This window comes from Paludibacterium sp. B53371 (genome assembly GCF_018802765.1).
GTDB lineage: Bacteria > Pseudomonadota > Gammaproteobacteria > Burkholderiales > Chromobacteriaceae > Paludibacterium.
Genome location: NZ_CP069163.1, coordinates 3,101,415 through 3,127,120, shown reverse-complemented (window position 1 = coordinate 3,127,120; position 25,706 = coordinate 3,101,415). Strand labels below are relative to the sequence as shown.

The following is a 25,706-nucleotide window of genomic DNA, read 5'->3' as shown; positions in this document are numbered from 1 at the left end:
TCATGGGACAGGTTCTGTTCATTGTCTGGCGCGAGAGTATCGAGGCCATGCTGGTTGTCGGCATTCTGAATGCCTGGTTGCGCAGCAATCCGGCTGCCGCTCGCGGCCGGGTGTTTCTTTGGGGCGGGGTGCTCGCCGGGCTGGCTCTGGCCGCTCTGCTGGCCTTTGGTCTGTTTGCCGCCAGCGAGGTATTTGCCGATAAGCAGGAGTTGTTTCAGCTGGCCATGGTCATGCTGGCGTCGGTGCTGATTGTCCAGATGGTGCTGTGGATGCGGCGCCATGGCCGAACCTTGAAGCGCGATATCGAGCAAGGGTTGTCGGCGCAGGCGGAACAGCAAAACTGGTGGGGCGTGCTGACGCTCGCTGCACTGGCCGTCGGGCGCGAGGGGAGTGAAACGGTGGTGTTTCTCTATGGCACCCTGTCCGCCGCGGATCATGCCACCCTGCTGAACCTGGTGCTGGCGGGCATGGCCGGTTTCCTGCTGGCGCTGGCCATGTACGCCGTGCTGCAACTGGGCAGCCGTGTGCTGTCCTGGCGGGTGTTTTTCCGCATTACCGAAGTCATGCTGCTGTTGCTGGCTGGCGCCCTGTTTGTCAGTGGTGTGGAAAAGATGATTTCCCTCGACTGGCTGCCGGCCTTGATGGACCCGGTCTGGGATAGTTCCCGTCTGCTCGACGACAGCAGTGCCCTGGGGGGCGTACTGGCGGCACTGACCGGTTATCGTGCCCATCCGGCCCTGACCAGTCTGCTGGGGTATGGCCTGTTCTGGCTGGCTGTCTGGGGGCTGATGCGCCAGCGCCTGTGGCGTCGCGCATGAGTCGGCAGCTCTGGATACGAAAGGCCGGCGACTGGCTGCGCGATCATGCGCAGCTGATTCGCTGGCTGCAATGGGGCGTGGTGCTGGTCTATGGCTTTCTGATCATCGTACCCGCCTGTCTGCCGCTGCCAACCGACAGTGCGCGCATGTTCAGCCATCTCACCGTATTTGCCCAGTTTGTGTTCTGGGGCATCTGGTGGCCTTTCGTTCTGCTGAGTATGGTGTTGTTCGGCCGTTTGTGGTGTGGCGTGCTTTGTCCCGAAGGGGCGCTGAGCGAGCTGGCCGCGAAACATGGTCTGGGTCGCCCCATTCCGCGCTGGATGCGCTGGGGGGGCTGGCCGTTTGTTGCCTTTGCCATGACCACCGTATATGGCCAGATGGTCAGTGTCTATCAATATCCCAAGGCGGTGCTGCTGGTGCTGGGTGGCTCGACGGTGGCTGCCGTGGCGATTGGCCTGGTATATACCCGCGGCAAGCGGGCCTGGTGCCGGCATCTCTGTCCGGTCAACGGCGTATTTTCCCTGCTGGCCAAACTGGCCCCCTGGCACTATCGCGTCGATGAACATGCCTGGAAAACTTCCGGCGTGATCCCGCTCAAGTCGGTCGACTGTGCGCCGCTGATGCCGCTGCGTCACATGCAGGGCGCCAGTGGTTGCCATATGTGCGGGCGTTGCAGCGGCCATCGCGAAGCGATTGCACTGTCTACCCGTCCCTGGGGCCATGAGGTGGTGGCGCTGGCTGACAAGGACAGCAGTGGCTGGCAAACCGCCCTGATCCTGTACGGTATGCTCGGCATTGCGATGGGGGCGTTTCAGTGGACCAACAGCGATGTCTTTGTGGCCATCAAACTCTGGCTGGCGGACTGGCTGGCACAGCACCAATGGCTCTGGGCGCTGGAGGATTCGGCACCCTGGTGGCTGTTGACGCACTATCCGGAGGTCAACGACAGCTTTACCTGGCTGGATGGCGGGGTTCTGATCGGCTATATCGCCGGTGTGGCCCTGCTGTATGGTACCGTGCTCGGCGGGCTGCTGGCGCTGTCCGTGCGGCTGGCAGGACCGTGGCAGACATCGCGTCTGCACCATCTGGCCCAGAGCCTGATTCCCCTGGCCGGCTGTAGCGTGTTTCTCGGCCTGTCGGCGCTGACCGTCACCCTGCTCAAGGTCGAAGGGGTCGCGCTGTGGTGGGTCATGCCCCTGCGTTTCGCCTTGCTGGGTCTGGCCAATCTGTGGTGTCTGCAGCTGGCCTGGCGCATTCTGGGCCGCTGGCAGGGCCGGGCTTTCGTCGCCGTGCTGCCGCTGCTGCCGGCTCTGGGCTGGATTGATGCTGCCTGGTGGCTGATGTGGCAATGAGCGCGCGCGGTGCGCTCAGGCCGCGACGTGGACCAGGGTCGGCTGCAGCACCCGCTGCAGGTCTGCCGGATGCATGCCGATCAGAAAGCCGCGCTTGCCGCCGTTGATATAGATGCGCGGCAGCTCGGCGATGCCGGCTTCCATATAGACCGGCATGGCATGTCGGGTGCCAAACGGGCTGGTGCCGCCCACCTGGTAGCCGCTGTGCCTGTCGGCCGTCTTTGGCTCGCAGGGACTGACCTTTTTGACCCCGATCTGTCGAGCCAGCATGCCGGTGCCGACCTCCCGGTCGCCGTGCATCAGCACGATCAGCGGTTTGTGCTGTTCATCTTCCATAACCAGCGTCTTGATGACGCAATGCTCGTCGACACCCAGCTCGCGCGCGGACACTTCGGTGCCGCCGCGATCTTCGTATTTGTACAAATGCTCGCTGTATTCGACCTTGTGCTCGCGCAACATGCGGATGGCCTGCGTGACCGGGGCTTTGCTCATGATGGGCTCTGGCTGAAGAAACCGGGCTATTTTACGTCAGAAACCTTCCCTTGCCAGCGCCGGCTCGCTGACCACAGAACACGCAGCCCGAGTAGACCTGCCAGGATGGCGGCGTACATCAGCGGCAGGCGAATATCGCGCTTCACCAGCCACCAGTAGTGTGTCACCCCCAGTATCGCCACGGCATAGACCAGCCGGTGCAGCATGCCCCAGCGCCGCTTCAGCCGCCGGATCCAGCCATCGGTGGAGGTGATGGCCAGCGGCAGCATCAGGACCAGCGCGGCGAAACCCACGGTGATGAAGGGGCGTTTGTAGATGTCGCCGGCGATGGCCTGGACGTCGAAGAACTTGTCGAAGACCAGATATACCGAAAAATGCAGCATGGCATAGAAGAAGGCAAACAAGCCCAACATGCGGCGAAAGCGCAGCAACCCGCCCGGGGCTCCCAGACGGCGCAGCGGGGTGATGGCCAGCGTCAGCAGCAGCATTCTCAGCGCCCAGTCGCCGCTGGCATGGGTCATGAAGGCTACGGGATCAACCGGATCGCCAAGCCCGACCTGCCAGATGCCGGCCAGCAGCGGCAGCAGGGCCAGGACGAAGAGTAGTCCCTTCAGCAAGGGGATCGGGGAGCGCTTGTTGACAGTCATCTGCATACGCTGTGATCAGAAGTTTTTCCGCAGGTCCATGCCCTGATAGAGCGAAGCCACCTGGGCACCATAACCGTTGAACATCAGCGTCGGGCGGCGCAGAAATTCACCGATGCGCCGTTCATTGGCCTGACTCCAGCGCGGATGATCCACCGTTGGATTGACGTTGGAGTAGAAGCCGTACTCGCTCGGCGCGGCCTGATGCCAGCTGGTTTGTGGCTGGGTGTCGGTCAGATGGATGCGCACAATGGCCTTGATGCTTTTGAAGCCATACTTCCATGGCACCACCAGGCGGATCGGTGCGCCATTCTGATTGGGCAGCACCTGGCCGTAGAGGCCGACCGCCAGCAGGGTGAGGGGATGCATGGCCTCGTCAATGCGTAGTCCTTCCCGATAGGGCCAGGTGAGCAGACCTTCTGCCATGCCGGGCATTTCCGAAGGCCGGTTCAGGGTTTCGAAAGCCACGTAGCGTGCCCGCGAGGTCAGTTTCATCTGCTTGAGCAATGCCGACAGTGGGAAACCGATCCAGGGAATCACCATCGACCAGCCCTCGACACAGCGATGGCGGTAGATCCGCTCCTCCAGTGGCAGACGCAGCAATTCCTCGATGGCAAAGGTCCGAGGTTTCTCCACGGCACCATCAACCAGCACACTCCAGGGGCGGGTCTTGAGCACGCCGGCGTGCTCGGCCGGGTCGGTCTTGCTGCTGCCGAACTCGTAGTAATTGTTGTACTGGGTGATTTCCCGCAGGCTGTTGGGTTTGTCGTTGCCGGCCAGCAAACTCGGACCTTTCTTGAACGACAGGGCTGCGAAGGCACTGCTGGTCATCAACATCCCGGCGGCACCGGCCAGCATGAATTTGCGCCGGTCCAGATACAGCTGCTGTGGTGTGATGTCGGACGGTGCAATGTCATCTGGCTGGCGGATCAGCATGTGGGTCTCCCGAGTCGGCCGGATTGAAGGGGCTTGGCATTGGTCGGGCGAAACCCGCCAATCTGACACTAGTCCGGAAAAAAAAGACGCGCCAGCAGATTTCAGCCGGCTTGAATGGTCTTGCTCGTCAGACATCGCTGCATCAGCGTCTCTTGACTGGCTTGTGGGTCAAGTCTGGCCTGTTCTGCCATGCAGAAGCCGATCGACAGGTCATGAAAAGGGCGCATGCCGGACGGCATGGCTGAGGGGAGGCTGGTGGCGAGCAACAGCGTGATGGCAGGCAACATGAAATGGCTCCGGTGAAAAAGCAAGCAGACTAATCCGGTAATGTCGCGCAGACATGATGGAGCCTGATGAAAGGTGCGTCTGCCGATCAGCTTTGTTGCCCAGAGGGCGACCAGGGCTGGCCGATGGCACTGCCTTGTGGTCCCAGGTGGGCCAGGCGATCGGCAATGGCCTGCATGCCCGACCAGCGCGGCGCACACCACTCCGGCGCGATCAGCGTCGGAAACTGTGCCGTGGCCGAGACCCGGTGATAGACCACCTGCGGCGGCGTGTGACGGATCAGGTCAGCCGCCAGGTCGGCATATTCGGCCAGCGGCAATGGCGCAATCTCTTCGCGACGGTATTGCGCTGCCATGCGGCTGCCCTTGACCACCATCAGCGGATGCAGCTTGAGACCTTCCACCCCGAGCGCCAGCACCTGCTGCAGCGTATCGTGCATCATCGCCGGGGTTTCCCCCGGCAGACCCACGATCAGGTGGGTACACAGATTCAGGCCGCGCGCGTGACTGCGCGCGACGGCATCGCGATAGGCGGCCATGCCATGGCCACGGTTGATGGCGGCCAGCGTCTGGTCATGGGCACTTTGCAGGCCCAGCTCCAGCCAGACTTCCAGCCCTTGCTCCCGATAGCCGGCCAGCAGATCGAGCACGGCATCCGGCACACAGTCCGGGCGGGTGCCGACACACAGACCGACAATGTCCGCCTGGGCGAGTGCTTCTTCATACGAGCGGCGCAGGGTTTCCACTTCGGCATAGGTGCTGGTATAGGCCTGAAAATAGGCCAGATAGCGTCGTGCGCGATCGGTTTTCTCTTTTTCGCGCCCGATTTGCTCGCTGATCGACAGTTGATCGGCCGCCCGTCCGAAACTGCGGACATTGCAGAAGGTGCAGCCTCCCTTGCCCAGGGTGCCATCGCGGTTGGGGCAGGTGAAGTCTCCCGCCAGCGACAGTTTGTGGACCCGTTCGCCGAAGCGGGTTTTCAGGTATTGGCCGAAAGTATGCACAAAACGGGAGATATCCATGGCACAACCAGTCAGGGGGTGATGATACGCGTCAGGCTGAGCACGACCAGGATGGCCGAGCTGGCCAGCAGTGCCCAGGCAATGGTGCGGAACAGCTGATGAAGCGCCTGGCGCTGAGCCGGACTCAACAGGGCGCGCAGCAGCACGGTGGCCAGACCGGCGAGCAGCAGCAGGTTGAAGAGTCGTCCAAGCATGAGGGGCACCAAGGCAATGAGGTGCGATTATCGGTGTCGGACAACGCTCGCGCAAGTCGCTCATATCGTTATAAACTCTTTTGGAATATGCCTTGACGCCGACAATAACCAAACAGAGGGCCTGTGTATTCATGTCCAATACTGAACAATCAGTCGGCATTGTTTCTGCACAATGTGCAGAGTTTGCTACCCCGCTGGATCTGGCCTGCGGCGCCACGCTGCCGGCCTATCAGCTCATGTACGAGACCTATGGCGAGCTCAATGCCGCCAAAAGTAACGCGGTCTTGATTTGCCATGCCCTGTCCGGGCACCACCATGTCGCCGGTCACTATGCCGGCGAAGAAAAGTCCACGGGCTGGTGGGACAATATGGTCGGGCCGGGCAAGCCGATCGATACCCGACGGTTTTTTGTCGTCGGGGTCAACAATCTCGGTGGGTGTCATGGCAGCACCGGACCGTTGAGCCAGAATCCGCAGACCGGTCGGCCCTGGGGCTCTGGCTTTCCGCTGATGACGGTGCCGGATTGGGTGCGGGCTCAGGCGCGGCTGGCGGATCGTCTGGGGATTGATCGCTGGGCGGCGGTGATTGGCGGCAGTCTGGGCGGCATGCAGGCGTTGCAGTGGAGCATCGATTTCCCCGAGCGGGTCGGGCATGCGCTGGTGATCGCCTCTGCCCCCAAGTTGTCGGCGCAAAATATTGCTTTCAACGATGTCGCCCGCCAGGCCATCCTGACCGATCCGGAATTCCACGGCGGAGATTTCTATGCCCACGGCGTGGTGCCGCGGCGTGGTCTGCGACTGGCGCGCATGCTCGGGCATATTACCTATCTGTCCGATGATGGCATGGGGGCCAAATTCGGCCGCATGTTGCGTTCCGGAGAGTTCCGCTTCGGCTATGAGGTCGAGTTCGAGATCGAGTCCTATCTGCGCTATCAGGGGGACAAGTTTTCGGATCTGTTTGATGCCAACACCTATCTGCTGATGACCAAGGCGCTGGATTATTTTGATCCGGCCAAGGCGTACGGCGATGATCTGGTGGCCGCCTTGCGGCAAGCCAAAGCCGGCTTCCTGATTGCCAGCTTTACCTCCGACTGGCGTTTTTCGCCCTTGCGTTCGCGTGAACTGGTGCGGGCTCTGGTCGCTGCCGACCGGCCGGTGGCCTATGGCGAGATCGAGTCGACGCATGGTCATGATGCGTTTCTGATGCTCGATCCGCCCTATGTGCGGCTGATGCACAGTTATCTTGATCGGGTGGCGACGGAGGTGGGGGCATGAAGATGAGCGGGAATGAAACCTTGCGTCCTGATTTGCAACTGATCGCCGACTGGGTGCGGCCCGGTGCGCGGGTGCTGGATCTGGGGTGCGGAGACGGGGCCTTGTTGTCCTGGCTGCAACAGCACAAGCAGGTGCGTGGCTATGGAGTGGAAATTGATGTCGAAAATGTGGTGCGCTGCGTCTCGGCCGGGGTATCCGCCATGCAGGGTGATCTGGAGACCGGTCTGGCAGATTTTGCCGATGGCAGTTTCGATCTGGTGATCCTGTCGCAGACCATCCAGGCCATGCATCATACCGAAGAGATTTTGTGTGAAATGCTGCGGGTCGGGCGCGAGGCGATCGTGACCTTTCCCAACTTCGGTTATTGGCAGAACCGCTGGCAGATCTTCATGGGACATATGCCGGTGTCTGATACCATCCCGTTTCAGTGGTATGACACGCCGAACATTCACTGGTGCATGCTGGGCGATTTCGAGAGCCTCTGTGCCAAGCACCAGATCCGCATTCTGGAGCGGGTGGTCATGGATGGCCAGCGACGTGTCCGTTTTCTTCCTAACCTGTTGGGCAGTCTGGCGTTCTATCGCATAGGCTTGTAGCCCGTTTGAAGGACGTGTTGGTGCACTCCGAAACTGAAACCGTCAGCTTGCGGCGCGACATCTTTTCGCGCCCGATGCTGACTTGCGTGCTGACCGGGTTTTCTTCCGGCTTGCCCCTGTATGTGCTGATCAATCTGGTGCCGGCGTGGTTGCGCAGCGATGGCGTCAACCTGAAGGCCATCGGCCTGTTTGCCCTGATCCAGCTGCCGTTTACCTGGAAGTTTCTCTGGTCGCCGCTGCTGGATCGCTTTGTACCGCCTTTCCTGGGGCGCCGCCGTGGCTGGATGCTGCTCAGTCAGTTGCTGCTTCTGGCCAGTATTGGTGCTTTCGGCTTCTTTGACCCGCACGGACAGCTGTGGGCGATTGCGGCGCTGGCCCTGATCGTGTCGTTCTTTTCTGCCAGTCAGGACATCGTGCTGGATGCCTTCCGGCGTGAAATTCTCAGCAATCGCGAGCTGGGACTGGGCAATACCATTCACATCAATGCTTATCGGCTGGCCAGCCTGATTCCCGGTTCGCTGGCCCTGGTACTGGCCGATCACCTGCCCTGGCAGAGTGTGTTCTGGATCACGGCTCTGTTCATGTTGCCCGGCATGTTCCTGTCCTTCTGGGCTCAGGAGCCGGCGCTGGTGCACGGTATGCCGAAAACCCTGCGTGCAGCGGTCGTCGAGCCGTTTCAGGAGTTTATCCATCGCGCCGGCTGGCGTTCGGCGCTGACCATCTTGCTGTTCATTTTTCTCTACAAGCTGGGCGACAGCATGGCGACCTCGCTGGCAACACCTTTCTATCTCGACATGGGCTTCAGCAAGTCGGAGATCGGATTGGTGGCGAAGAATGCCGGCTTGTGGCCGAGCGTCATTGGTGGTCTGATCGGCGGGGTGTGGATGCTCAAGCTGGGCATCAACCGCGCGCTCTGGGTATTTGGTGTGGTGCAGTGGCTGTCGATCCTGGGGTTTGCCTTGCTGGCCTCGTACGGCCACTTCAGCCATGTCGGCTCTCCGGAGCTCTGGAAACTGGCCGGCGTGATCGGCTTTGAAGCGCTGGGGGTCGGGCTCGGTACGGCGGCCTTTGTGGCCTATATCGCCCGTTGCACCGATCCGGCCTATACGGCCACCCAGTTTGCCCTGTTTACCAGTCTGGCTGCTGTGCCGCGCACCCTGGCCAATGCGGCGACCGGCTATCTGGTCGACGCAACGGGCTGGATGCCGTTTTTTCTGCTGTGCTTTCTGCTGGCGCTGCCGGGCATGCTGATGCTGCCGCGCGTCGCGCCCTGGCGGGAGAGCAACTGAATCGGGAGTGAACGATGTCTGCTGAATCGATTGTGCTGGAAGTGTGTGCCGGATCGCTGTATTCCTGCCTGGCCGCTCAGGCCGGGGGCGCATCGCGGGTAGAGTTGTGCGACAACCTGAATGAAGGGGGGACCACGCCGTCTTACGGTACGCTTTCCCTGGCGCGTGAGCAGTTGACGATCGGCCTGAACGTCATGATCCGCCCGCGTGGCGGGGATTTTCTCTACGATGCGGCAGAAATCGAAGTGATGCGGCGTGACATCGAGCAATGCAAGCGGCTTGGGGTAGATGGCATCGTGCTGGGCGCCCTGACCGCCGACGGCGAGGTCGATGTGCCCCTGGTGTCCGAGCTGGTCGCGCTGGCGGCACCTTTGCCGGTGACGTTTCACCGTGCTTTTGACCTGACGCGTGATCCGCTGCAGGCACTGGAGCAGGTGATCAGTACCGGATGTCGGCGCCTGTTGACCTCTGGGCAGGCGGCAACGGCGTTTCTGGGCGGCGAGCTGCTGCGTGATCTGCGCATTGCCGCCGGCGAGCGCCTGATCGTGATGCCGGGCAGCGGGGTGCGGGCAGATAATGTGGCCGGCCTGATGCGCCTGACCGGTTGCCGGGAATTCCATGCTTCGGCGCGCTTGCCGCTGGCCAGCGCCATGCAGTACCGCAAGGACGGTCTGGCCATGGGGGCTGCCGGCACCGATGAGTATGCGCGCGAAGAAACCTCGACCGAGCAGGTCGAAGCCATTCTGCAGGCGGCACAGCTGGCCTGACGCTCGATATTGCCTCTGGCGCTGCCTATAAAGAGAGCTCAGGACGTGGCTGTACCGGCCGCGTCGCGCCGTGGCAGGGAGCCTCATGCAAGCGCCGGATATTCCTTTCGATGATGCGGAGCGGTTGATCGAGCTGCATGCCCTCAGCCTGCTGGACACCGCGCAGGAAGAGCGCTTCGATTGCATCACCCGTCTGGCACAGCAGCATTTCCAGGTGGAGATGGCGCTGGTTTCACTCGTCGACAGCGACCGGCTGTGGTTCAAGTCCAGGCAGGGGATAGAGACCTGCCAGATCCCCCGTGACATTTCCTTTTGTGGCCATGCCATCCTCCAGGACGATGTCTTCGTGGTGGAGGATGCCTTCCGGGATCCGCGTTTTGCCGACAACCCGCTGGTCAGCGGTTTTCCCCATCTCCGGTTCTATGCAGGTTGTCCCCTTGTCGCTCATCATGGCTTCCGGGTTGGCACCCTGTGTCTTCTCGATACTCGCCCTCGCACCCTGAGTCAGGGGGAGGCGGCCGTGCTGCGCGACTTGGGCGCCCTGGCCAGCCGTGAGCTGGTGGTCATGGCCGAAGAGGATGCGCTGCGCCGTCTGCAGCGCAGCGAGACCCGTCTCAATGCAGTGCTGAACAATCTGCTCGATGCCGTGCTGACCATGTCCAGCGACGGTCGTATCCTCAGCCTGAATGCGGCGGGTGAACGCATGTTCGGTACGCTCGGCAAGGATCTGCTGGGGCAGTCTTTTCTGACGCTGCTGGCCTCTCCGCGGGTGAATCGGCCGGATCTTTCGCAGCAGGTCGATCTGTCCGAGTCGTTTGCCGGGGTGGCTGGTTCGGCGTTCGAAGGGCAGGGGCGCCAGGCCGATGGCAGTACCTTTCCGCTGGAGCTGAAGTTTGCGCCGATGGCGCTGGAGGGCGGGCCGGGACTGGTGTGCATTGCGCGCGACATTTCCGAGCAGAGCAATACCCGCGAACTGATGCGGCTGGCCAAGGAGCTGGCCGAGACGGCCAGCAAGGCCAAGAGCGAGTTCGTGGCCAATATGAGCCATGAGATCCGCACACCGCTCAATGCCATCCTCGGCATGACTCAACTGCTGGCCAATACCCGTCTTGATGCCGGACAGAAGCAGTATCTGGAGATGATTCGTAATTCAGGCGAATCGTTGCTGGGCATCATCAATGACATCCTGGATTTTTCCAAAATCGAGGCGGGTCGCATGGAGCTGGCGCCACAGGACTTTGCCCTGGAAGAGGTGCTCAGCGCGGTGGCGTCGATCATGACGGTCAATGCCGGACCGAAGACGCTGGATCTGGCCATCGGGATCGAGCCAGGGGTGCCGTTGTGGCTGCATGGTGATGCCTTGCGACTGCAGCAGGTGCTGGTCAACCTGACTGGCAATGCCATCAAGTTCACCGAAAGGGGAGAGGTCTCGCTCTTCGTCGGGCTGGTGGGCAAAACCCCGCATGAGGCCTGGCTGATTTTCCGGGTGCGCGATACCGGCACCGGCTTGAGCCTGGCACAGCAGTCCCGTCTGTTCGCCGAATTCAGTCAGGGGGATGCCTCGACCACGCGACGCTATGGTGGCACCGGGCTGGGGCTGGCGATTTGCAAGCGCCTGGTCGGGCTGATGGGGGGGCACATCGAGGTCAGGAGTCAGCCGGATGCGGGCAGTGAATTTTGCGTCAGCCTGCCTTTTCATCTGCCTTCGTCCGGGGCGCCAGTTTCTGCCATGCCTGCCGGGCGCATGCTGGTGGTGGACGAGCATCCGACCGGCCGCGAGTATCTCTGCCAGACCTTGCGCGCCTGGGGGGGCGAGGTCGATGCCGCCGGCACACTGACCGAGGCCATGGCCAAGTGTCGGGTAGCCCGGCCTGCCTATGCACTGGTTCTGGTCGATGCCCGCCAGGATGATCCGGATGCGCTGGCGGCCATCCAGCGTTTACGGCAACTGTTGTCTGGTGTGCCGACGCGACTGATGCTGATGGTCGGCGCCTTTGATCATGAAGCGCTGCGCCAGCGCGAGCTCGGTCAGCTGGCCGATGCCGTGTTGATCAAACCGGTGACGGGCGGCAGTCTGCTCGACGCCCTGCAGGGGGTCGCGGCAGAGACCGTGCAGGGCGATGCACCCCGCCCGTTGTTGGGCAGGCATCTGTTGTTGGTCGAAGATAATCCGCTCAACCAGTTGGTGGCGCGCGGCATGCTGGAGCAGGCCGGTGCCACGCTGGAGGTGGCCGATCACGGCCAGCAGGCGCTGGCCTTGTTGCAGCAGGATGCCGCGCGTTTTCATCTGGTGCTGATGGATGTGCAGATGCCGGTGCTGGACGGTTTGTCAGCGACGCGCCAGATCCGCGAGTTGCTGCGCCTGACGCTGCCGGTGATTGCCATGAGTGCCGGTGTGACGGCCGATGAACAGCAAGCCTGCCGTGCGGCCGGCATGAACGACTTCGTGGCCAAACCGATCCATGCCGGTAACCTGCTGACCTGTCTTGCCAGGTATTTGCCTTTGGCCGCGCAGCAGGACCTGTCTTCTGCGCCAGTGCCGCAGACCTTACCTGTGTTTGATCTGCAGACCTTGTTGTCGGTGGGACAGGATAATCCGGTGTATCGCCAGTCCTTGCATGGGCTGATCAGTCAGACACTGGCCAGTGCCGAGGCGCAATTCGACGAGGCGCAGCAGGCGTGGCAACAGGGGCGGCTGCCGGATGCCGGACGCATTCTGCATACTCTGCGTGGTTCGCTGGGGACGCTGGGTGCGCAGGATTTCGGCCGCTGTTCGCTGGCGCTGGAGAAAGTGCTGCGCGGCAGTGAGGAGGGTGATGTCGCCCATCTGTTTGCCGAGGCCGGCGCCTCACTCGCCCAGACCCTGCTGTACGGACGACAGTGGCTGGCCCGGCAGTCTTCTAGCTGAGTCCATGAAAAACGCCCTGCAAGCAGGGCGTTTTATCGTATCGGTACCGGAGAGTGGCTTAGCGCGGGCCGATCTTGCCGGTGACCGGGTCCTTGCCATCCAGCGTGGTCAGGGCTCCGTAGTATTCCGGACGACGGTCGCGGAATACACCCCAGGCGCGGCGCTTGGCAGCCAGGGCGGCCAGGTCGAACGAGGCGGTCAGGATTTCCTGCTGGTCGGCCGAGGCTTCAGCGATCAGTTCGCCTTCCGGACCGGCAATGAAGGAACGGCCATGGAAGGTGTTGGCCCAGTACTTGCCGTGCTCCATGCCGATACGGTTGGAGGCGATGACCGGGATCAGGTTGGCCGCGGCGTGGCCACGTTGCACCATTTGCCAGTGGTCGGCCGATTGCAGGCTGTTGTCGTGCGGCTCGGTGCCGATGGCCGTCGGGAACAGCAGGATTTCAGCACCGCCGAGGGCGAAGGCACGCGCGGTTTCCGGGAACCACTGGTCCCAGCAGACCCCCAGACCGATGCGCGCGTAGCGGGTTTGCCATACCGGGAAGCCGGTGTCGCCCGGCGAGAAGTAGTATTTTTCGGTGTAGCCGGGGCCGTCCGGGATGTGCATTTTGCGGTACACGCCGAGCAGGCTGCCGTCGGCATCGATGATGGCGACCGAGTTGAATTGGGTCTGACCGGCGCGCTCGAAGAAGCTGACGGGCAATACCACGTCCAGTTCGCGTGCCAGCGCCTGGAAGCGGGGCAGCCAGCTGTGACCTTGCAGCGGTTGTGCCAGATTGTTGTAGCGTGCTTCCTGATCGATGCAGAAGTACAGAGTCTCAAACAACTCTTGCAGCAGAATGATTTGAGCCCCTTGACTCGCCGCCTGACGGACCATGGCCTCGGCATTGGCCAGGTTAGTCGAGCTGTCGGGCGTGCACGCCATCTGGGTGGCTGCAACGGTGATTGTGCGCATAGATCATCTCCGGAAAATGCAAAAAATCCCGCCGTGACCGCCTTGCGGTGCCGGTGGGTTGCCATGAAGCCTGTTCAATCTCAAATGTACGAAAGTGTTACTCGCCAGCGAGTTTCAGTGCAATGCCCGCCAGTCGTTTTCCTTGCGCCAAAGCAAGGATTTTTTCTTCTTCTGTCAATGCTGCGTCATTTTTAATGCCAGATACATGGGTGGCGCCATACGGGGTGCCGCCACTGGTGGTCTGGCTGAGCTCGGCGTGGGTAAAGGGCAAACCGACCCAAACCATGCCATGGTGCATCAATGGCAGCACCATCGACAGCAAGGTGCTTTCCTGTCCGCCATGCATGGATGCCGAACTGGTGAACACGCAGGCCGGCTTGCCGGCCAGGGCGCCACGCAGCCATTCGCCACTGCTGCCATCCAGGAAATACTTCAGGGCAGCCGCCATATTGCCGAAGCGTGTCGGACTGCCCAGCGCCAGACCGATGCATTCGTTGAGGTCTGCCAGCTCAACATAGGGCGCGCCGCTGTCAGGCACCGATGGTTCACTGGCTTCGCAAACGGTCGAGACCCTGGGGACCGTGCGTAGTCGTGCCCGGCAACCGGGAACCGACTCCACCCCTCGTGCAATCTGCTGCGCCAGTGCGCGTGTCGCGCCATACTGGCTGTAATACAGAACGAGAATATCCTGCATGGGTTTTTTAGTGATGTAAACGCGAATTTTATATTATCCCATCACAACGACATTCAGAAAATATGAAGGGCTTGCCGTACAGGCGATTTCTGTCGGGAAATACGCGGATTCACAGGACCCTTAACAAATGCTGACTTGTTGACAGAGGGCTTTATCAGTAAGGTGCGCGCATGAAAATGAATTCTCTCGCCAGAACACACTGGGCCAGCTTCGGCCGTTTTCTGCTGCGCCGCATGGGAGACAACCGCCTGATGCAGGTGGCCGGCAGCCTGACCTTTACCACCATGCTGGCCCTGGTGCCGCTGCTGACCATTGCGCTGATCGTGATTTCGGCGCTGCCGATGTTTGCGGATTACAGTACGCGCTTCAAGGTGATGTTGCTGACGACCTTGATGCCGGAATTCGCCGGCAAGATTCTGACTGTTTACATGCGTCAGTTTGCCGATAATGCGGAAAAACTGACGGCTGTGGGCATCCTGATGCTGGCGGTGACATCGCTGATGCTGATGGCAACGATTGAGCGAACTTTCAATGCTATCTGGGGGGTCGTGCGTTCCCGGCACTGGCTGCAGCAGACCGTGGTGTACTGGGGCATGCTGACCCTGGGACCAGTGGTGCTGGGCGGCGGCCTGTTGCTGTGGCACAACCTGCTGCGTGCCTCGCATCTCAAACACTCTGCACCGTTGCTGGCCGATCTGATTCAGTCGGTCGGTGCCATCGGTCTGACGACCATGGCCCTGTCGCTGTTGTATCGGGTGGTGCCCAACCGCCATGTCCCAGCCAACCATGCCTATGGCGGCGCGCTGCTGACAGCACTGTTGCTGGAGGTGGCCAAGCTGTGCTTCGGCTTCTACATCGATTCGATTGCGTCCTACAAGCTGGTGTATGGCGCCTTTGCCAGTATTCCGATTGTCCTGTTGTGGGTGTATTGCATGTGGCTGGTGGTGCTGATCGGTGCCGTGTTCACCTGTGCCCTGTCCTACTGGCAGGGCGCGGCCTGGCGTCGTCGGCTTAATCCGCGCCGGCGTCTGCTCGATGCCTTGCAGCTATTGCTGGTCTTGCAGCGGGCGCATGAGCAGGGTCTGGCGCTGTCGCCTGCCGACTTGCGTCGCGAAGTGCCGGTGGGTTATGACGAGCTGGGCTGGATTCTGGATCAGCTGGCCTTGCGAGGCTGGGTCCAGCAGGGCAGTGATCGGCGCTGGGTCCTGATGCGCGCGCTGGCGACGATCACCATGGCGGACCTGGTGCAGGTCTTTGTCTATCCGGGGGGGCATCGCCGGCGCGAGGATGTGCTGGAGCGCAGCTTCGACGGCCTGATGGACCCGCTGCTGCATCGTCTGGATGGTGTCAGTGTGGCGCAGTTTGCCGAGAGTCTGCCGCAGGTTCAGATCGGCCAGGGGGGCTGAGTCAGGCCAGTCCGAGTGGCAGCTCCCCCTGTTGGTCGCTGCCGTCGACGGCCTCTTGCGGGATGCAGATCCGGTTGCGTCCGAGTGCCTTGGCCTGGTAGAGCAGCCGGTCGGCTCTGGCCAGCATGCTGTCCAGATTATCCTGTTCATTCATCAGTGCAATGCCGATGCTGACATGGAAGCGAATGGCCCGGCCCTCATGGGCCAGCTCGGCCTGGGCCACGTGCTGACGCAGTCTTTCGGCAATGATCCTGGCATCTTCCAGCGTGGTGTCCGGCAGCAGCGCCGCAAATTCTTCCCCGCCGAGACGACCGACAATGTCGGAGGTGCGTAGCGAGCGCAGGCATAGCCGGCTGAAGACGCTCAGAACCCGATCGCCGACGGCGTGGCCGTAATGGTCATTGATCGCCTTGAAATGATCCAGATCCATCATCATGACCGCGACCGGGCGCTGGTAGCGTCTGGCCTGGTTCAGGTGGCGTTCCGCCGAATCAATAAAGTGGCGTCGGTTGAATAACTGTGTCAGACCATCCTGGGTGGCCAGCCGATAGAGCTGGGCTTCGTGCAGGTTGCGCTGCAGGGCGATGGCGGCGATGTGCGAACAGCGATAAATCAGTCGCAATTCGACGGGAGACGGGCTGCGCGCTTCCTGATAATAGATGGCGAGTGTGCCCAGCAATTGGTGGTCGGCGGTAAAGATCGGTGTGGACCAGCAGGCCCGAAGTCCGAGCTGGCAGGCGAGAGGCCCCAGCGACTCCCACAGCGGGCTCTGTGTCAGATCATTGACAATGATGCTGCGTTTCCAGAACGCCGCGGCGCCACAGGCGGCGACCTCCGGCCCGATGGGCAGTTTTTCCAGTTGTTCGGCGTAGGCGGGGGGCAGCGATGGACCGGCCGCCAGTGACAACGTGTGTCCCCCTTCATCCAGCGTCATGATTGCGCCCATGCATCGTGGCAGCTGCGACTCGATCATGCGGCAGATGCTGTACATGATCTGATTGACTTGCCGGCTGTCGGCAATCATCTCCAGAACGGCATTTTCCTCGGTCAGCAATCGTTTTGCCTGGCTAGCCTCGGTAATGTCGCGGGCCATGCACAGGATCGAGGTGACCTGCTGATCGCTGTTCAGCTCGGGGAAGCAGCGTGTGTCGAAGACCCGCGGTGCGCCGCCGAGGGTGGCATGCAGTTCGAGATGCTGTTCCCGGCCCAGCGCCAGCGCCCTGCCGATGGCCTGCTGTAACGGAATGGCCAGCGTGGCAGGGAGTCGCTCGTCCTTCAGGGTCAGACCGATCAGGGCATCCCGGTGGCAGCCGAGATAGTGGCTGATGCGGTGATTGATGTAAGTGCACTGCCGCAGCGGGTTGAAACGGGCAATGATATCGGAGGCATTTTCGATGATGGCGCGAAAGCCGCTCTCACCGATGGTGAGGGCCATGGGGGGGGCCAGGGGGTCGTCAGCCAGGGGGCTGACGAAACTTGGTTCGGTCACTCCAGACTCCGGTCTGTCGTTAGTCGTCCATCGGCACAGTCTACTATTTCCGATAGTAAGGTGCGCCGGATTAAAAAGAGCGTGCGTCGTATTTGTGCAACATTTAAAGTGGTAAGTTATTCAATTCCTCTGCGCTTGATGTCATGGACTATTTCCCGCTTTTTCTCAAGCTGCAGGCCCGCCCCTGTCTGGTCGTCGGTGGTGGCGAAGTCGCTTTGCGCAAGGTGCGGCTTTTGCTGCAGGCCGGCGCAAAGGTCACCGTGGTGGCGCCAACGCTGATCCAGGGGTTGTCGGCGCTGGCCGGGCAGGCCGCTGTGCATCATCTGGCTACCGTCTTTTCCCCGTCCCATCTGACCGGCATGCGTCTGGTCATTGCGGCAACCGGTGTGCCCGCAGTGGATGTCGCGGTGGCGGCGGCCGCCGAGGCCGCGGATATCTGGGTCAATGTGGTCGATGACATCGAGCATTCGGCCTGTATCACGCCATCGATCATTGATCGCTCGCCGCTGGTGATTGCCCTGTCAACCGGCGGCGGTGCACCGGTGCTGGCGCGCATGTTGCGTGAACGGCTGGAAAGCCTGATTCCGGCAGGCTGGGGTCGGGTGGCGCAGTTCGCCCGTGCCATGCGCCAGCGGGTTGCCGAGCGGATTCCGGACGGGGATGCTCGGCGTGCTTTCTGGGAGTCGGTGCTGCAGGGGCCGATTGCCGAAGATCTGGTGGCCGGCAATCTGGAGCGGGCGGACAGTCTGATGGCGCAGCGGCTGGCCAATGCCGAGGGGGTGCCCAGAGGGGCGGTGTATCTGGTGGGGGCCGGCCCTGGCAACCCGGATCTGCTGACGTTCCGTGCCTTGCATCTGATGCAGCAGGCGGATGTGGTGCTCTACGACAAGCTGGTTGCAGAGGCGCTGCTGAACTGGGTGCGACGCGATGCCGAGCGCATCTTCGTTGGTAAAACCCGTGCCAATCACACGCTGAGTCAGGAGGAAATCAACCTGCTGATGGTTCGTCTGGCACAACAGGGCAAGCGGGTGCTGCGTTTGAAGGGGGGTGACCCTTTCATCTTTGGCCGGGGCGGCGAAGAGATTGAAACGCTGGCGCAGCATGGCATTGCTTTTGAGGTGGTACCGGGGGTGACCGCGGCGAGCGGGGCCGCCAGTTATGCGGGGATCCCGCTGACCCACCGTGACTATGCGCAATCGGTGACGTTTGTTACCGGGCACCGGCAGGATGGCAGTATCGATCTTGACTGGCCGATGTTGAGTCGTCCGGGGCAGACGGTGGTGGTCTACATGGGGGTGTCGACAGCCGAGGCGCTGTGCCAGGCGTTCATTCGCCATGGCCGATCGCCGGCGTGCCCGGTGGCGGTGGTGGAGCGGGCGACCACGCTGGATCAGCGGGTCGTGGTTTCGACCTTGTCGGCTTTGCCGGAGAAGATTGCCGCGCTGGACATTCGTTCGCCTTCGCTGATCATTGTCGGCGAAGTTGTACAACTGGCGGGCAAACTGGGCTGGTTCGATCCCCGGCAAGCCCCCGACCCTGCTACAATCGGCGATAGTTCCCGGGAAACTTTCTGAAACGGTTTGCCGGATGCATCCTGACTGATCGACTCACGACATATTATGGTTGGCATATTACTGATAACACACGGCAATCTCGGTGAGGTTCTGGCCGAGGATGCCTATCACATCCTGGGGCGTACCTGGGAAAACCTGAAGACGCTGTCGGTCGACAAGTCTGATGACCCTGACGTCAAACTGGCTGTGGCGCGCACACTGGTTCAGTCGCTGGACGATGGTTCCGGCGTGCTGGTGTTGTCCGACATGCTGGGCGGCACGCCCTCGAACATTGCCAGCCGTTTGATCCATGCCGGCAAGGTGGAGGCGGTCGCGGGGGTCAACCTGCCCATGCTGGTCCGGGCGGTGAGCTACAGTCAGCAGCCGCTGGACGTCGTGGTCAGCAAGGCGGTGACCGGCGGTCTGGAAGGGGTGGTGTACATTATTCCGGGGGAGGGGAATGGTTAAATCCGAGGTCGAAATCATCAATAAGCTTGGTCTGCATGCGCGCGCCTCCAGCAAATTTACCCAGCTGGCCAGCCGCTTCCAGAGCGAGATTTTCATTTCCCGCAACAATCGCCGTGTCAACGGGAAAAGCATCATGGGCGTGATGATGCTGGCCGCGGCCAAGGGCAGTACGGTTGAGCTCGAGGTCAACGGCAGTGATGAAGAGGCGGCGCTGGCGGCGCTGGTGGGCTTGATCAACAACCGGTTCGACGAGTCGGAATAGTTTCGGACGCATTCTCGGGAGGGTCGGGTCAATGAGCATCATCCTGCACGGAGTGGCGATTGGTGGCGGCGTGGCGATCGGCCGGGCCCACCTGATATCGCGCAGCATGGACGATGTTGCCCACTATTCGCTGGATGAAGACGAGGTTCCGGCGGAGATCGCCCGTTTCGACGAGGCGATCCGGGCCACGCGCAAAGAGCTGGAGATGCTGTGGGGCACCATCCCCGAAAATGCGCCGGCCGAGCTGGGGGCCTTCCTGTCCCTGCACATCATGTTGTTGGGCGATGTCACCATCTCGCGCGAGCCGCGCGAGATCATTTCTGCGCAAAAGTGCAATGCAGAATGGGCACTGAAACTGCAAAGCGACATGCTGGTCGAGCAGTTCGAAGCCATCGAAGAAGATTATCTGCGTGAGCGCAAGCATGATGTGCTGCAGGTGATCGAGCGGATTTTCAAGAATCTGGACGGCACGGATCCGCAGTTGCCGGCCGCGGGGGATCTGGTCGAAGACGCCATTCTGGTGGCGCATGACCTTTCCCCGGCCGACATGGTGTACTTCAAGGAGTCCGAATTTGCCGCCTTCATCACGGATGTCGGCGGCGCCACTTCCCATACGGCCATTCTCGGCCGCAGTCTTGACCTGCCCTCGGTGATCGCTCTGCATCATTCGCGTGAACTGATCCGCGAAGATGAACTGGTGATCGTGGATGGTCAGCAGGGTGTGGTGATCATCAATCCCGACGAGATCGTGCTGGCACAGTATCGCCGCCGTTTGCGTGCCTGGCGCGATGCCCGCCGCAAGCTGTCGTCGATCCGCAAGGCCAGTGCCCAGACCGAGGACGGGACGCCGATTGATCTGCTGGCCAATATCGAAGGGCCGCAGGATATCGAGGATGTGCGTGCCTGTGCCGCCGCCGGTGTCGGTTTGTTTCGCAGCGAGTTTCTGTTTCTCGGGCGCGACAGTCTGCCGTCGGAAGACGAACAGTATGAAGCGTACCGCACGGTCCTGGAGCAGATGAAAGATCTGCCGGTCACCATCCGCACCATGGATCTGGGAGCCGACAAGAGTCCGCGCTGGCTGAATCATGGCGTGGCCGAGAACCCCGCGCTGGGCCTGACCGGCATCCGCCTGTGTCTGGCCGAGCCGCTGATGTTCCGCGTGCAGTTGCGCGCCCTGCTGCGTGCCTCGGTGCACGGCAAGTTGCGCGTGATGTTTCCGATGGTCAATTCCCTGCAGGAGCTGCGACAGGCCCTGGCGCAGGTCGATTACGCGCGCGAGGAGTTGCGGGAAGAGGGACAACCCTACGCCGAGTCGGTCGAATTCGGCGCCATGATTGAAATTCCATCGGCAGCGCTGGTGGTGAGCAGCTTCCTCAAGCACATCGATTTTCTGTCCATCGGGACCAACGACCTGATTCAGTACACCCTTGCGATTGATCGCAACGATGATGCCGTCAGCCATTTGTATGATCCGGTGCATCCGGCCGTGCTGCAGCTCATTCTGCATACCATCAAGGTCGGCACCCGGGGCGGCGTGCCGGTGTCGGTGTGCGGCGAGATGGCGGGTGATCCGCGTCTGACGCGTCTGTTGCTCGGCATGGGGTTGCGTAAATTTTCCATGCATCCGGCCAATGTGCTGGCAGTGAAGCAGCAGGTACTCAATACGCATCTGGACAAGATCGCCCAATTGACAAGTCGCATGCTTCGAACCGAAGACCCTGATAGAATTGCGGATCTTTTACAGCAGCTGAATGCCGATTCGATCGGCTGAGAGCCAATTGTCTGAACCAACTGAATTGACTGATCCTTCTGTGTCCAACGCCCCCGTCGAGCTCCGGGGGCGCATTCGTTTGGCTATCGTACGCCAGCGCTATAATCCGGCGGGTGGTGCCGAACGTTTTGTCAGCCGTGCGCTGGAAGTATTGCGTCGCAGCAGCGGGCTGGAGGTGTCGTTGCTGGCGCGCAAGTGGGAGCGCATCGACGGGATTCGTGCCCTGACAGTCGCGCCTTTTTATCTGGGAAATGTCTGGCGTGACTGGGGATTTGCCCGCGCGGCCCGCCGTCTCTGGCGCCATGAGGGCTTTGATCTGGTGCAGTCGCATGAGCGCATTCCAGGTTGCGATATTTACCGGGCCGGAGATGGCGTGCATGCGCGCTGGCTTGAGTTGCGGCGCAGTACCATGGGGTTCTGGCGCCGTCTGGCGCTCAAGCTGAATCCTTATCACCATTATGTCTGCCGGGCCGAACGTCAGATGTTTCTGGACCCCAGGCTGAAGCTGGTGATCTGCAATGCCGAGATGATCAAGCTGGAAATTCAGCAGCGCTTCGGTTTGCCGGAAGCGCGCTTTGCCGTGATTTACAATGGTGTGGATACCGAGGCTTTTCATCCGGGGCTGGCGGCCGAGTTTCGTGCCGCGATGCGGACTGAATGGCAGGTACCGGCCGATGCGCCCGTGCTGCTGTATGTCGGTTCGGGGTTCGAGCGCAAGGGCGTGGCACGGGCGCTGGCTGCGATGGCGGCCTGGCCCGAGGTGTATCTGGTGGTGGTGGGGACGGACAAGCATCTGGTGCGCTATCAGCGCGAGGCGGAGCGACTGGGGCTGGCCGGACGGGTGCGCTTTTGTGGCGCACGTCAGGACGTGCGGCCGTTCTATGCCATGGCGGATGCGTTCGTCTTGCCTACCCTTTATGATCCCTTCCCCAATGTCTGTGTCGAGGCTCTGGCCTGTGGACTGCCGGTGCTGACCACGCCCACTTGTGGTGCAGCCGAGCTGTTGCGGCGCGGTGAAAATGGCTGGGTGGCGGAGGCGCGTGATGCGCCGGCCTGGTCAGCCCTGGTGGGCGAGTGGCTGCAGGCGCGTGCCGCCTGGCCAGACATGCGCACGGCGGCTCGTGAGAGCGTGGCCACCTTGCACTTGTCTGCCATGGCAGAACGCTTGTTGGCGCACTATCGCGCGTTGCTTGATGATTTACCGCGGGGCAGGCGCCCTGCAGAATGACGGAACTGAACGTGATGACCGACACCCCTCGCAGAAATAATCTGGCGCTCTATCGCCGCTTGCTGACCTATCTGCGCCAGTACTGGAAGGTTTTTCTGGCATCGCTGGTGTTCATGACCGTTTCCGCCGCGACCGAGCCGGCCTTTGTCAATCTGATGAAGCCCCTGATCGACGAGGGGTTCATCTCCAAGGATCCCGCCGCGCTGCGCTATCTGCCGCCGCTGATCGTATTGCTGTTCCTGGTCCGCGGGATCAGCAGTTATGGCAACGAGTATTCCACCAGTTGGCTGACTGGCCATCTGGTACAACGTTTGAGACAGGAAGTCTTCAATAAGTTGCTGAATATGCCGGTGGCCTATTTCGACAATAATACCTCCGGCCGGCTGATGTCGCGTGTGACCTATGACGTCAATCAGGTGACGGATGCCGGATTCAATGTGCTCACGGTGTCGGTGAAGGATGGTTGTACCGTGATCGGTCTGCTCGGCATGCTGCTTTACTACGATTGGCGCATGACCCTGATCTGTTTCGTGGTGTTCCCGGCCGTGGGGATCTGCATCAGTCTGATCAGCAAGCGATTGCGTAATCTGACTCGCCTGAGTCAGCACCAGATGGGGCAACTGACCCAGGTCCTGAGTGAAACCATCGACTGCCAGCGTGTGGTCAAAGTGTATGGTGGCCAGTCGCATGAGTCCGAGCGTTTTGCCATGGCGGCACAGGATATCCGTCGCAATCAGGTCAAGCAAAGTGCCGCATCTGCCATGAATACCAGTGTGACCCAGCTGATCATTTCGGTGGCCCTTGCCGGGTTGGTGCATTTTGCCTTGTTGCGCGGCCAGCATGGCCAGCTGACGGCCGGGACATTTGTGGCGCTGATTACCGGCATGTCGGCGATGTTTGCCCCGATCAAGCGCATTACCAATATCTCCCAGTCCTTGCAGCGAGGCCTGTCAGCGGCAGAAAGCGTGTTCACCTTCCTCGACGAGCCATCGGAAGTCGATCACGGCACGCGCAAGCTCGACAAGGTAAAGGGTAATCTGACCTTCGAACAGGTTGCATTCCGCTATCAGAATGCCGAGAAGGAAGCCATTCGATGTTTTGATCTGCAGGTGCAGGCCGGGGAGACCATTGCCCTGGTCGGGGCCTCGGGCAGCGGCAAGACGACGCTGGTCAGCCTGTTGCCGCGCTTTTATACCCCCAGTTCCGGGCGGATCCTGCTCGACGGGGTTGATTTGAATGAGATTCGGCTGGATAACCTGCGAGCGCAGATTGCCATGGTGAGTCAGGATGTGGTGCTGTTCAACGATACGGTTGCTGCCAATATCGCCTATGGCGCGTTTGGCGAGGTTAGCCGTGAGCAGGTGATCGAGGCCGCCCGTCAGGCGAATGCGCTCGAGTTCATCGAAAGTTTGCCCGGTGGTTTTGATTGCATGATCGGCGAGAATGGTGCCTTGTTGTCCGGAGGCCAGCGCCAGCGTCTGGCGATTGCCCGGGCCCTGATCAAGAATGCGCCGATTCTGGTGCTCGATGAGGCGACCTCGGCGCTCGACAATCAATCCGAGCGGCTGGTGCAGGCCGCGCTGGAAAACCTGATGAAGGATCGCACCACGATCGTCATTGCCCACCGATTGTCGACCATCGAAAATGCCGACCGGATTGTGGTCATGCACCAGGGTGAGATTGAGGAACTGGGGAACCATCAGCAACTGATGGCCCGGCAGGGTTTATACGCCATGTTGCATTCGCGGCAGTTTGCCGAGCCTGGTGTAGAGCAGGGGCGGACCTGATGCGTTATTTGCCAAGGTTGTTGCCGGACTTTCTGGTGCAATACCGTGCCCCGGATAGCTATCGCGTGCTGGCATGGCTGGTATTGCTGATGACCTTGTTGCTGTTGGTGATCTGGCCGATTCCCAACGGCCAATTACCGTTCCACAGAAACTTTGTGCTGATTCCCTTGTTCTTGCTCCAGGCTTGGTTGGTGTGTCGTCGGCATGCCTTGCCCCTTGACTGGCATGCATTCAGGAAACCCTTGCTGCTTGTTGGGGTCCTGACGGGCTGGATTGTGGTGACTGGACTCTGGCACTCGCCTTCGACCAGCGTTTTCCTGCAACTGCTGAATGGCAAATGGCTGCGTGCCCTTGAGACCGGTTTTATGGGGCTGACCTTGCTGCCCGTTCTGGCAGTCAATCGCATTGAGGCAAAGCGGGGCATGCAGTGTTTATGGTTGATCGTGTTGGCCATGACGTTGCTGGCTCTGGTTCAATTGGCTGATTTTGTTTCGCTTTGGCATCAGTCCGGCCTGCTCCCCCTTGGGTTTACCCGTTTGGCATACTCCAGGTTTGAGCTGAGTGTCTATTTCAGCATGGCGCTTGTTTTTGTGTTTGCTGAGATCGCGGTAAGACTTGCCATGGGCCGCAGTCTGTTTCATGGCTCGAGAGTTGGCCTTTTTTGTGCTCTGCTGATTTTGCTGGTGTCACAGCTTGGGCTGGTGACGCGTAATGCTACGGTGGGGATCGTAGCCAATCTTTTGTCGATTACCATCCTGGTTTCGTTGATGCGTGCCTCGCAATGGGGGCGCCGCAAAACAACGCTGTTTATCTTGCTTGCGGTCGCCGTGATTGCCGGTATCGGGGTGACCTCCTGGAAAACAGATCCCAGATGGACGACCTTCAAACAAACCTTGCCTCTGGCGCTGGATACCACTCATCACCTTGCCTGGCTCGATAAGGCTCATCATGCCTACCCTGTGATGGCCAATGGCAATACGGTGGACGTGTCTGCTTATGAGCGTATTGCCTGGCAGAAAATTGGTTATGAAATGGTGCTGAAAGAGCCTTTGGGCATGGGCTGGTATGCCGAGAATTTTCATCGCGCGGTCGAGAAATACTACGGGTTTACCACCACGACGCAGAGCCATTCCGGCATGATCAATTTCGCCCTGTCAAACGGGATTCCTGGCTTCATCCTGTGGTTGATGTTGCTGGGCTGGTTGATTGACTATGGCCTGAGGCATTTTTATCAGCGCAAGATGGTTTCCGGCCTTGCCCTGGCGATTTTTGTCATGGGGATGATGATGCGCGGTTTCTTTGACGACATCTGGCGCGATCATATGCTGGAGATGTTCTTCTTTATCAGTGGATTTTTGCTGATGCTTTGTGATTACGAGCAGTCATCCGCAAAGATTGCTCAAGTGAATGAAAAAACCGGTCATGAATAAAGTCACTTCTTTGCGAAATATTGCGCTCGTTGCCACGGCGGCTTCGGACCAGGCCGTCGAATGGTTAGCCAGCCTGCTGTCAGGACC

At 60.8% G+C, this 25,706-nt stretch carries 24 protein-coding genes; 15 read left to right on the top strand and 9 right to left on the bottom strand.

From position 1 onward, the window contains the following. Positions 1-2 precede the first annotated feature (2 nt). Positions 3-818 (top strand): FTR1 family protein, encoded by an 816-nt coding sequence (locus JNO51_RS14875; RefSeq protein WP_215778770.1) that lies wholly within the window; start codon positions 3-5, stop codon positions 816-818. Further along, positions 815-2,170, top strand: coding sequence for a 4Fe-4S binding protein (locus tag JNO51_RS14870; protein ID WP_215778766.1), 1,356 nt, complete (start codon positions 815-817; stop codon positions 2,168-2,170). The genes JNO51_RS14875 and JNO51_RS14870 overlap by 4 nt, the downstream gene beginning before the upstream one ends. Positions 2,171-2,185: 15 nt before the next feature. Here the strand turns inward: JNO51_RS14870 and ybaK are convergent, their stop codons facing one another. The 6 genes from ybaK to JNO51_RS14840 form a co-directional block, all read right to left on the bottom strand. Beyond that, positions 2,186-2,662 (bottom strand): Cys-tRNA(Pro) deacylase, encoded by a 477-nt coding sequence (ybaK, locus tag JNO51_RS14865; protein WP_215778763.1) that lies wholly within the window; start codon positions 2,660-2,662, stop codon positions 2,186-2,188. A 26-nt stretch (positions 2,663-2,688) separates the two neighbouring features. Next, positions 2,689-3,315 carry a sulfite oxidase heme-binding subunit YedZ gene (locus JNO51_RS14860; RefSeq protein ID WP_215778761.1) on the bottom strand — a complete coding sequence of 209 codons (627 nt, stop codon included), beginning with the start codon at positions 3,313-3,315 and terminating at the stop codon, positions 2,689-2,691. 9 nt (positions 3,316-3,324) lie between these two features. Continuing rightward, the gene (gene msrP / locus JNO51_RS14855; protein WP_215778759.1) at positions 3,325-4,242 is read right to left on the bottom strand and encodes a protein-methionine-sulfoxide reductase catalytic subunit MsrP; all 918 of its coding nucleotides are present in this window, start codon (positions 4,240-4,242) and stop codon (positions 3,325-3,327) included. Positions 4,243-4,343: 101 nt separating this feature from the next. Next, positions 4,344-4,529, bottom strand: coding sequence for a hypothetical protein (locus JNO51_RS14850; RefSeq protein WP_215778757.1), 186 nt, complete (start codon positions 4,527-4,529; stop codon positions 4,344-4,346). Positions 4,530-4,615: 86 nt separating this feature from the next. Next, complete coding sequence (locus tag JNO51_RS14845) at positions 4,616-5,548, bottom strand: TIGR01212 family radical SAM protein (protein ID WP_215778755.1); 933 nt, start codon at positions 5,546-5,548, stop codon at positions 4,616-4,618. An 11-nt stretch (positions 5,549-5,559) separates the two neighbouring features. Further along, positions 5,560-5,742 carry a hypothetical protein gene (locus JNO51_RS14840; RefSeq protein WP_215778752.1) on the bottom strand — a complete coding sequence of 61 codons (183 nt, stop codon included), beginning with the start codon at positions 5,740-5,742 and terminating at the stop codon, positions 5,560-5,562. 131 nt (positions 5,743-5,873) lie between these two features. Between JNO51_RS14840 and JNO51_RS14835 the strand changes: the two genes are divergently transcribed. From JNO51_RS14835 to JNO51_RS14815, 5 genes are all read left to right on the top strand, one after another. After that, positions 5,874-7,016: a homoserine O-acetyltransferase gene (locus tag JNO51_RS14835; RefSeq protein ID WP_215778750.1), complete on the top strand. Its 1,143-nt coding sequence runs from the start codon at positions 5,874-5,876 to the stop codon at positions 7,014-7,016. 2 nt (positions 7,017-7,018) lie between these two features. After that, entirely contained in the window at positions 7,019-7,612 is a 594-nt protein-coding gene (metW, locus tag JNO51_RS14830; protein WP_215782742.1) for a methionine biosynthesis protein MetW, read from the top strand. A 74-nt stretch (positions 7,613-7,686) separates the two neighbouring features. Beyond that, the gene (locus JNO51_RS14825) at positions 7,687-8,901 is read left to right on the top strand and encodes an AmpG family muropeptide MFS transporter (RefSeq protein ID WP_215782741.1); all 1,215 of its coding nucleotides are present in this window, start codon (positions 7,687-7,689) and stop codon (positions 8,899-8,901) included. A 14-nt stretch (positions 8,902-8,915) separates the two neighbouring features. Beyond that, positions 8,916-9,668: a copper homeostasis protein CutC gene (locus tag JNO51_RS14820; protein WP_215778747.1), complete on the top strand. Its 753-nt coding sequence runs from the start codon at positions 8,916-8,918 to the stop codon at positions 9,666-9,668. 85 nt (positions 9,669-9,753) lie between these two features. Further along, positions 9,754-12,576 (top strand): response regulator, encoded by a 2,823-nt coding sequence (locus JNO51_RS14815; RefSeq protein WP_215778746.1) that lies wholly within the window; start codon positions 9,754-9,756, stop codon positions 12,574-12,576. 58 nt (positions 12,577-12,634) lie between these two features. Here JNO51_RS14815 and aguB read toward each other — a convergent pair whose 3' ends face one another. Further along, complete coding sequence (gene aguB, locus JNO51_RS14810; RefSeq protein ID WP_215778743.1) at positions 12,635-13,531, bottom strand: N-carbamoylputrescine amidase; 897 nt, start codon at positions 13,529-13,531, stop codon at positions 12,635-12,637. 97 nt (positions 13,532-13,628) lie between these two features. Further along, a complete protein-coding gene (wrbA, locus tag JNO51_RS14805; protein WP_252346106.1) occupies positions 13,629-14,225 on the bottom strand; it encodes an NAD(P)H:quinone oxidoreductase in 597 nt (198 codons plus the stop codon). Positions 14,226-14,395: 170 nt separating this feature from the next. Between wrbA and JNO51_RS14800 the strand changes: the two genes are divergently transcribed. Next, positions 14,396-15,631, top strand: coding sequence for a YihY family inner membrane protein (locus JNO51_RS14800; protein WP_252346105.1), 1,236 nt, complete (start codon positions 14,396-14,398; stop codon positions 15,629-15,631). Between the two features lies 1 nt (position 15,632). Here JNO51_RS14800 and JNO51_RS14795 read toward each other — a convergent pair whose 3' ends face one another. Beyond that, positions 15,633-17,120 (bottom strand): diguanylate cyclase, encoded by a 1,488-nt coding sequence (locus JNO51_RS14795; RefSeq protein WP_215778741.1) that lies wholly within the window; start codon positions 17,118-17,120, stop codon positions 15,633-15,635. A 143-nt stretch (positions 17,121-17,263) separates the two neighbouring features. Between JNO51_RS14795 and cysG the strand changes: the two genes are divergently transcribed. The 7 genes from cysG (at position 17,264) to JNO51_RS14760 (ending at position 25,619) form a co-directional block, all read left to right on the top strand. Continuing rightward, complete coding sequence (gene cysG, locus JNO51_RS14790; RefSeq protein ID WP_215778739.1) at positions 17,264-18,694, top strand: siroheme synthase CysG; 1,431 nt, start codon at positions 17,264-17,266, stop codon at positions 18,692-18,694. 45 nt (positions 18,695-18,739) lie between these two features. Beyond that, the gene (locus JNO51_RS14785; protein WP_215778737.1) at positions 18,740-19,141 is read left to right on the top strand and encodes a PTS sugar transporter subunit IIA; all 402 of its coding nucleotides are present in this window, start codon (positions 18,740-18,742) and stop codon (positions 19,139-19,141) included. Next, positions 19,134-19,403, top strand: a complete 270-nt coding sequence (locus JNO51_RS14780) for an HPr family phosphocarrier protein (protein WP_215778734.1) — start codon at positions 19,134-19,136, stop codon at positions 19,401-19,403. The genes JNO51_RS14785 and JNO51_RS14780 overlap by 8 nt, the downstream gene beginning before the upstream one ends. A 31-nt stretch (positions 19,404-19,434) precedes the next feature. Next, positions 19,435-21,174, top strand: coding sequence for a phosphoenolpyruvate--protein phosphotransferase (gene ptsP / locus JNO51_RS14775; RefSeq protein ID WP_215778732.1), 1,740 nt, complete (start codon positions 19,435-19,437; stop codon positions 21,172-21,174). Between the two features lie 79 nt (positions 21,175-21,253). Next, the gene (locus tag JNO51_RS14770; protein WP_252346104.1) at positions 21,254-22,402 is read left to right on the top strand and encodes a glycosyltransferase family 4 protein; all 1,149 of its coding nucleotides are present in this window, start codon (positions 21,254-21,256) and stop codon (positions 22,400-22,402) included. A gap of 14 nt (positions 22,403-22,416) precedes the next feature. Continuing rightward, positions 22,417-24,189: a lipid A export permease/ATP-binding protein MsbA gene (gene msbA, locus JNO51_RS14765; RefSeq protein ID WP_215782738.1), complete on the top strand. Its 1,773-nt coding sequence runs from the start codon at positions 22,417-22,419 to the stop codon at positions 24,187-24,189. Beyond that, positions 24,189-25,619, top strand: coding sequence for an O-antigen ligase (locus JNO51_RS14760; protein WP_215778727.1), 1,431 nt, complete (start codon positions 24,189-24,191; stop codon positions 25,617-25,619). The genes msbA and JNO51_RS14760 overlap by 1 nt, the downstream gene beginning before the upstream one ends. Positions 25,620-25,706: the final 87 nt, after the last annotated feature.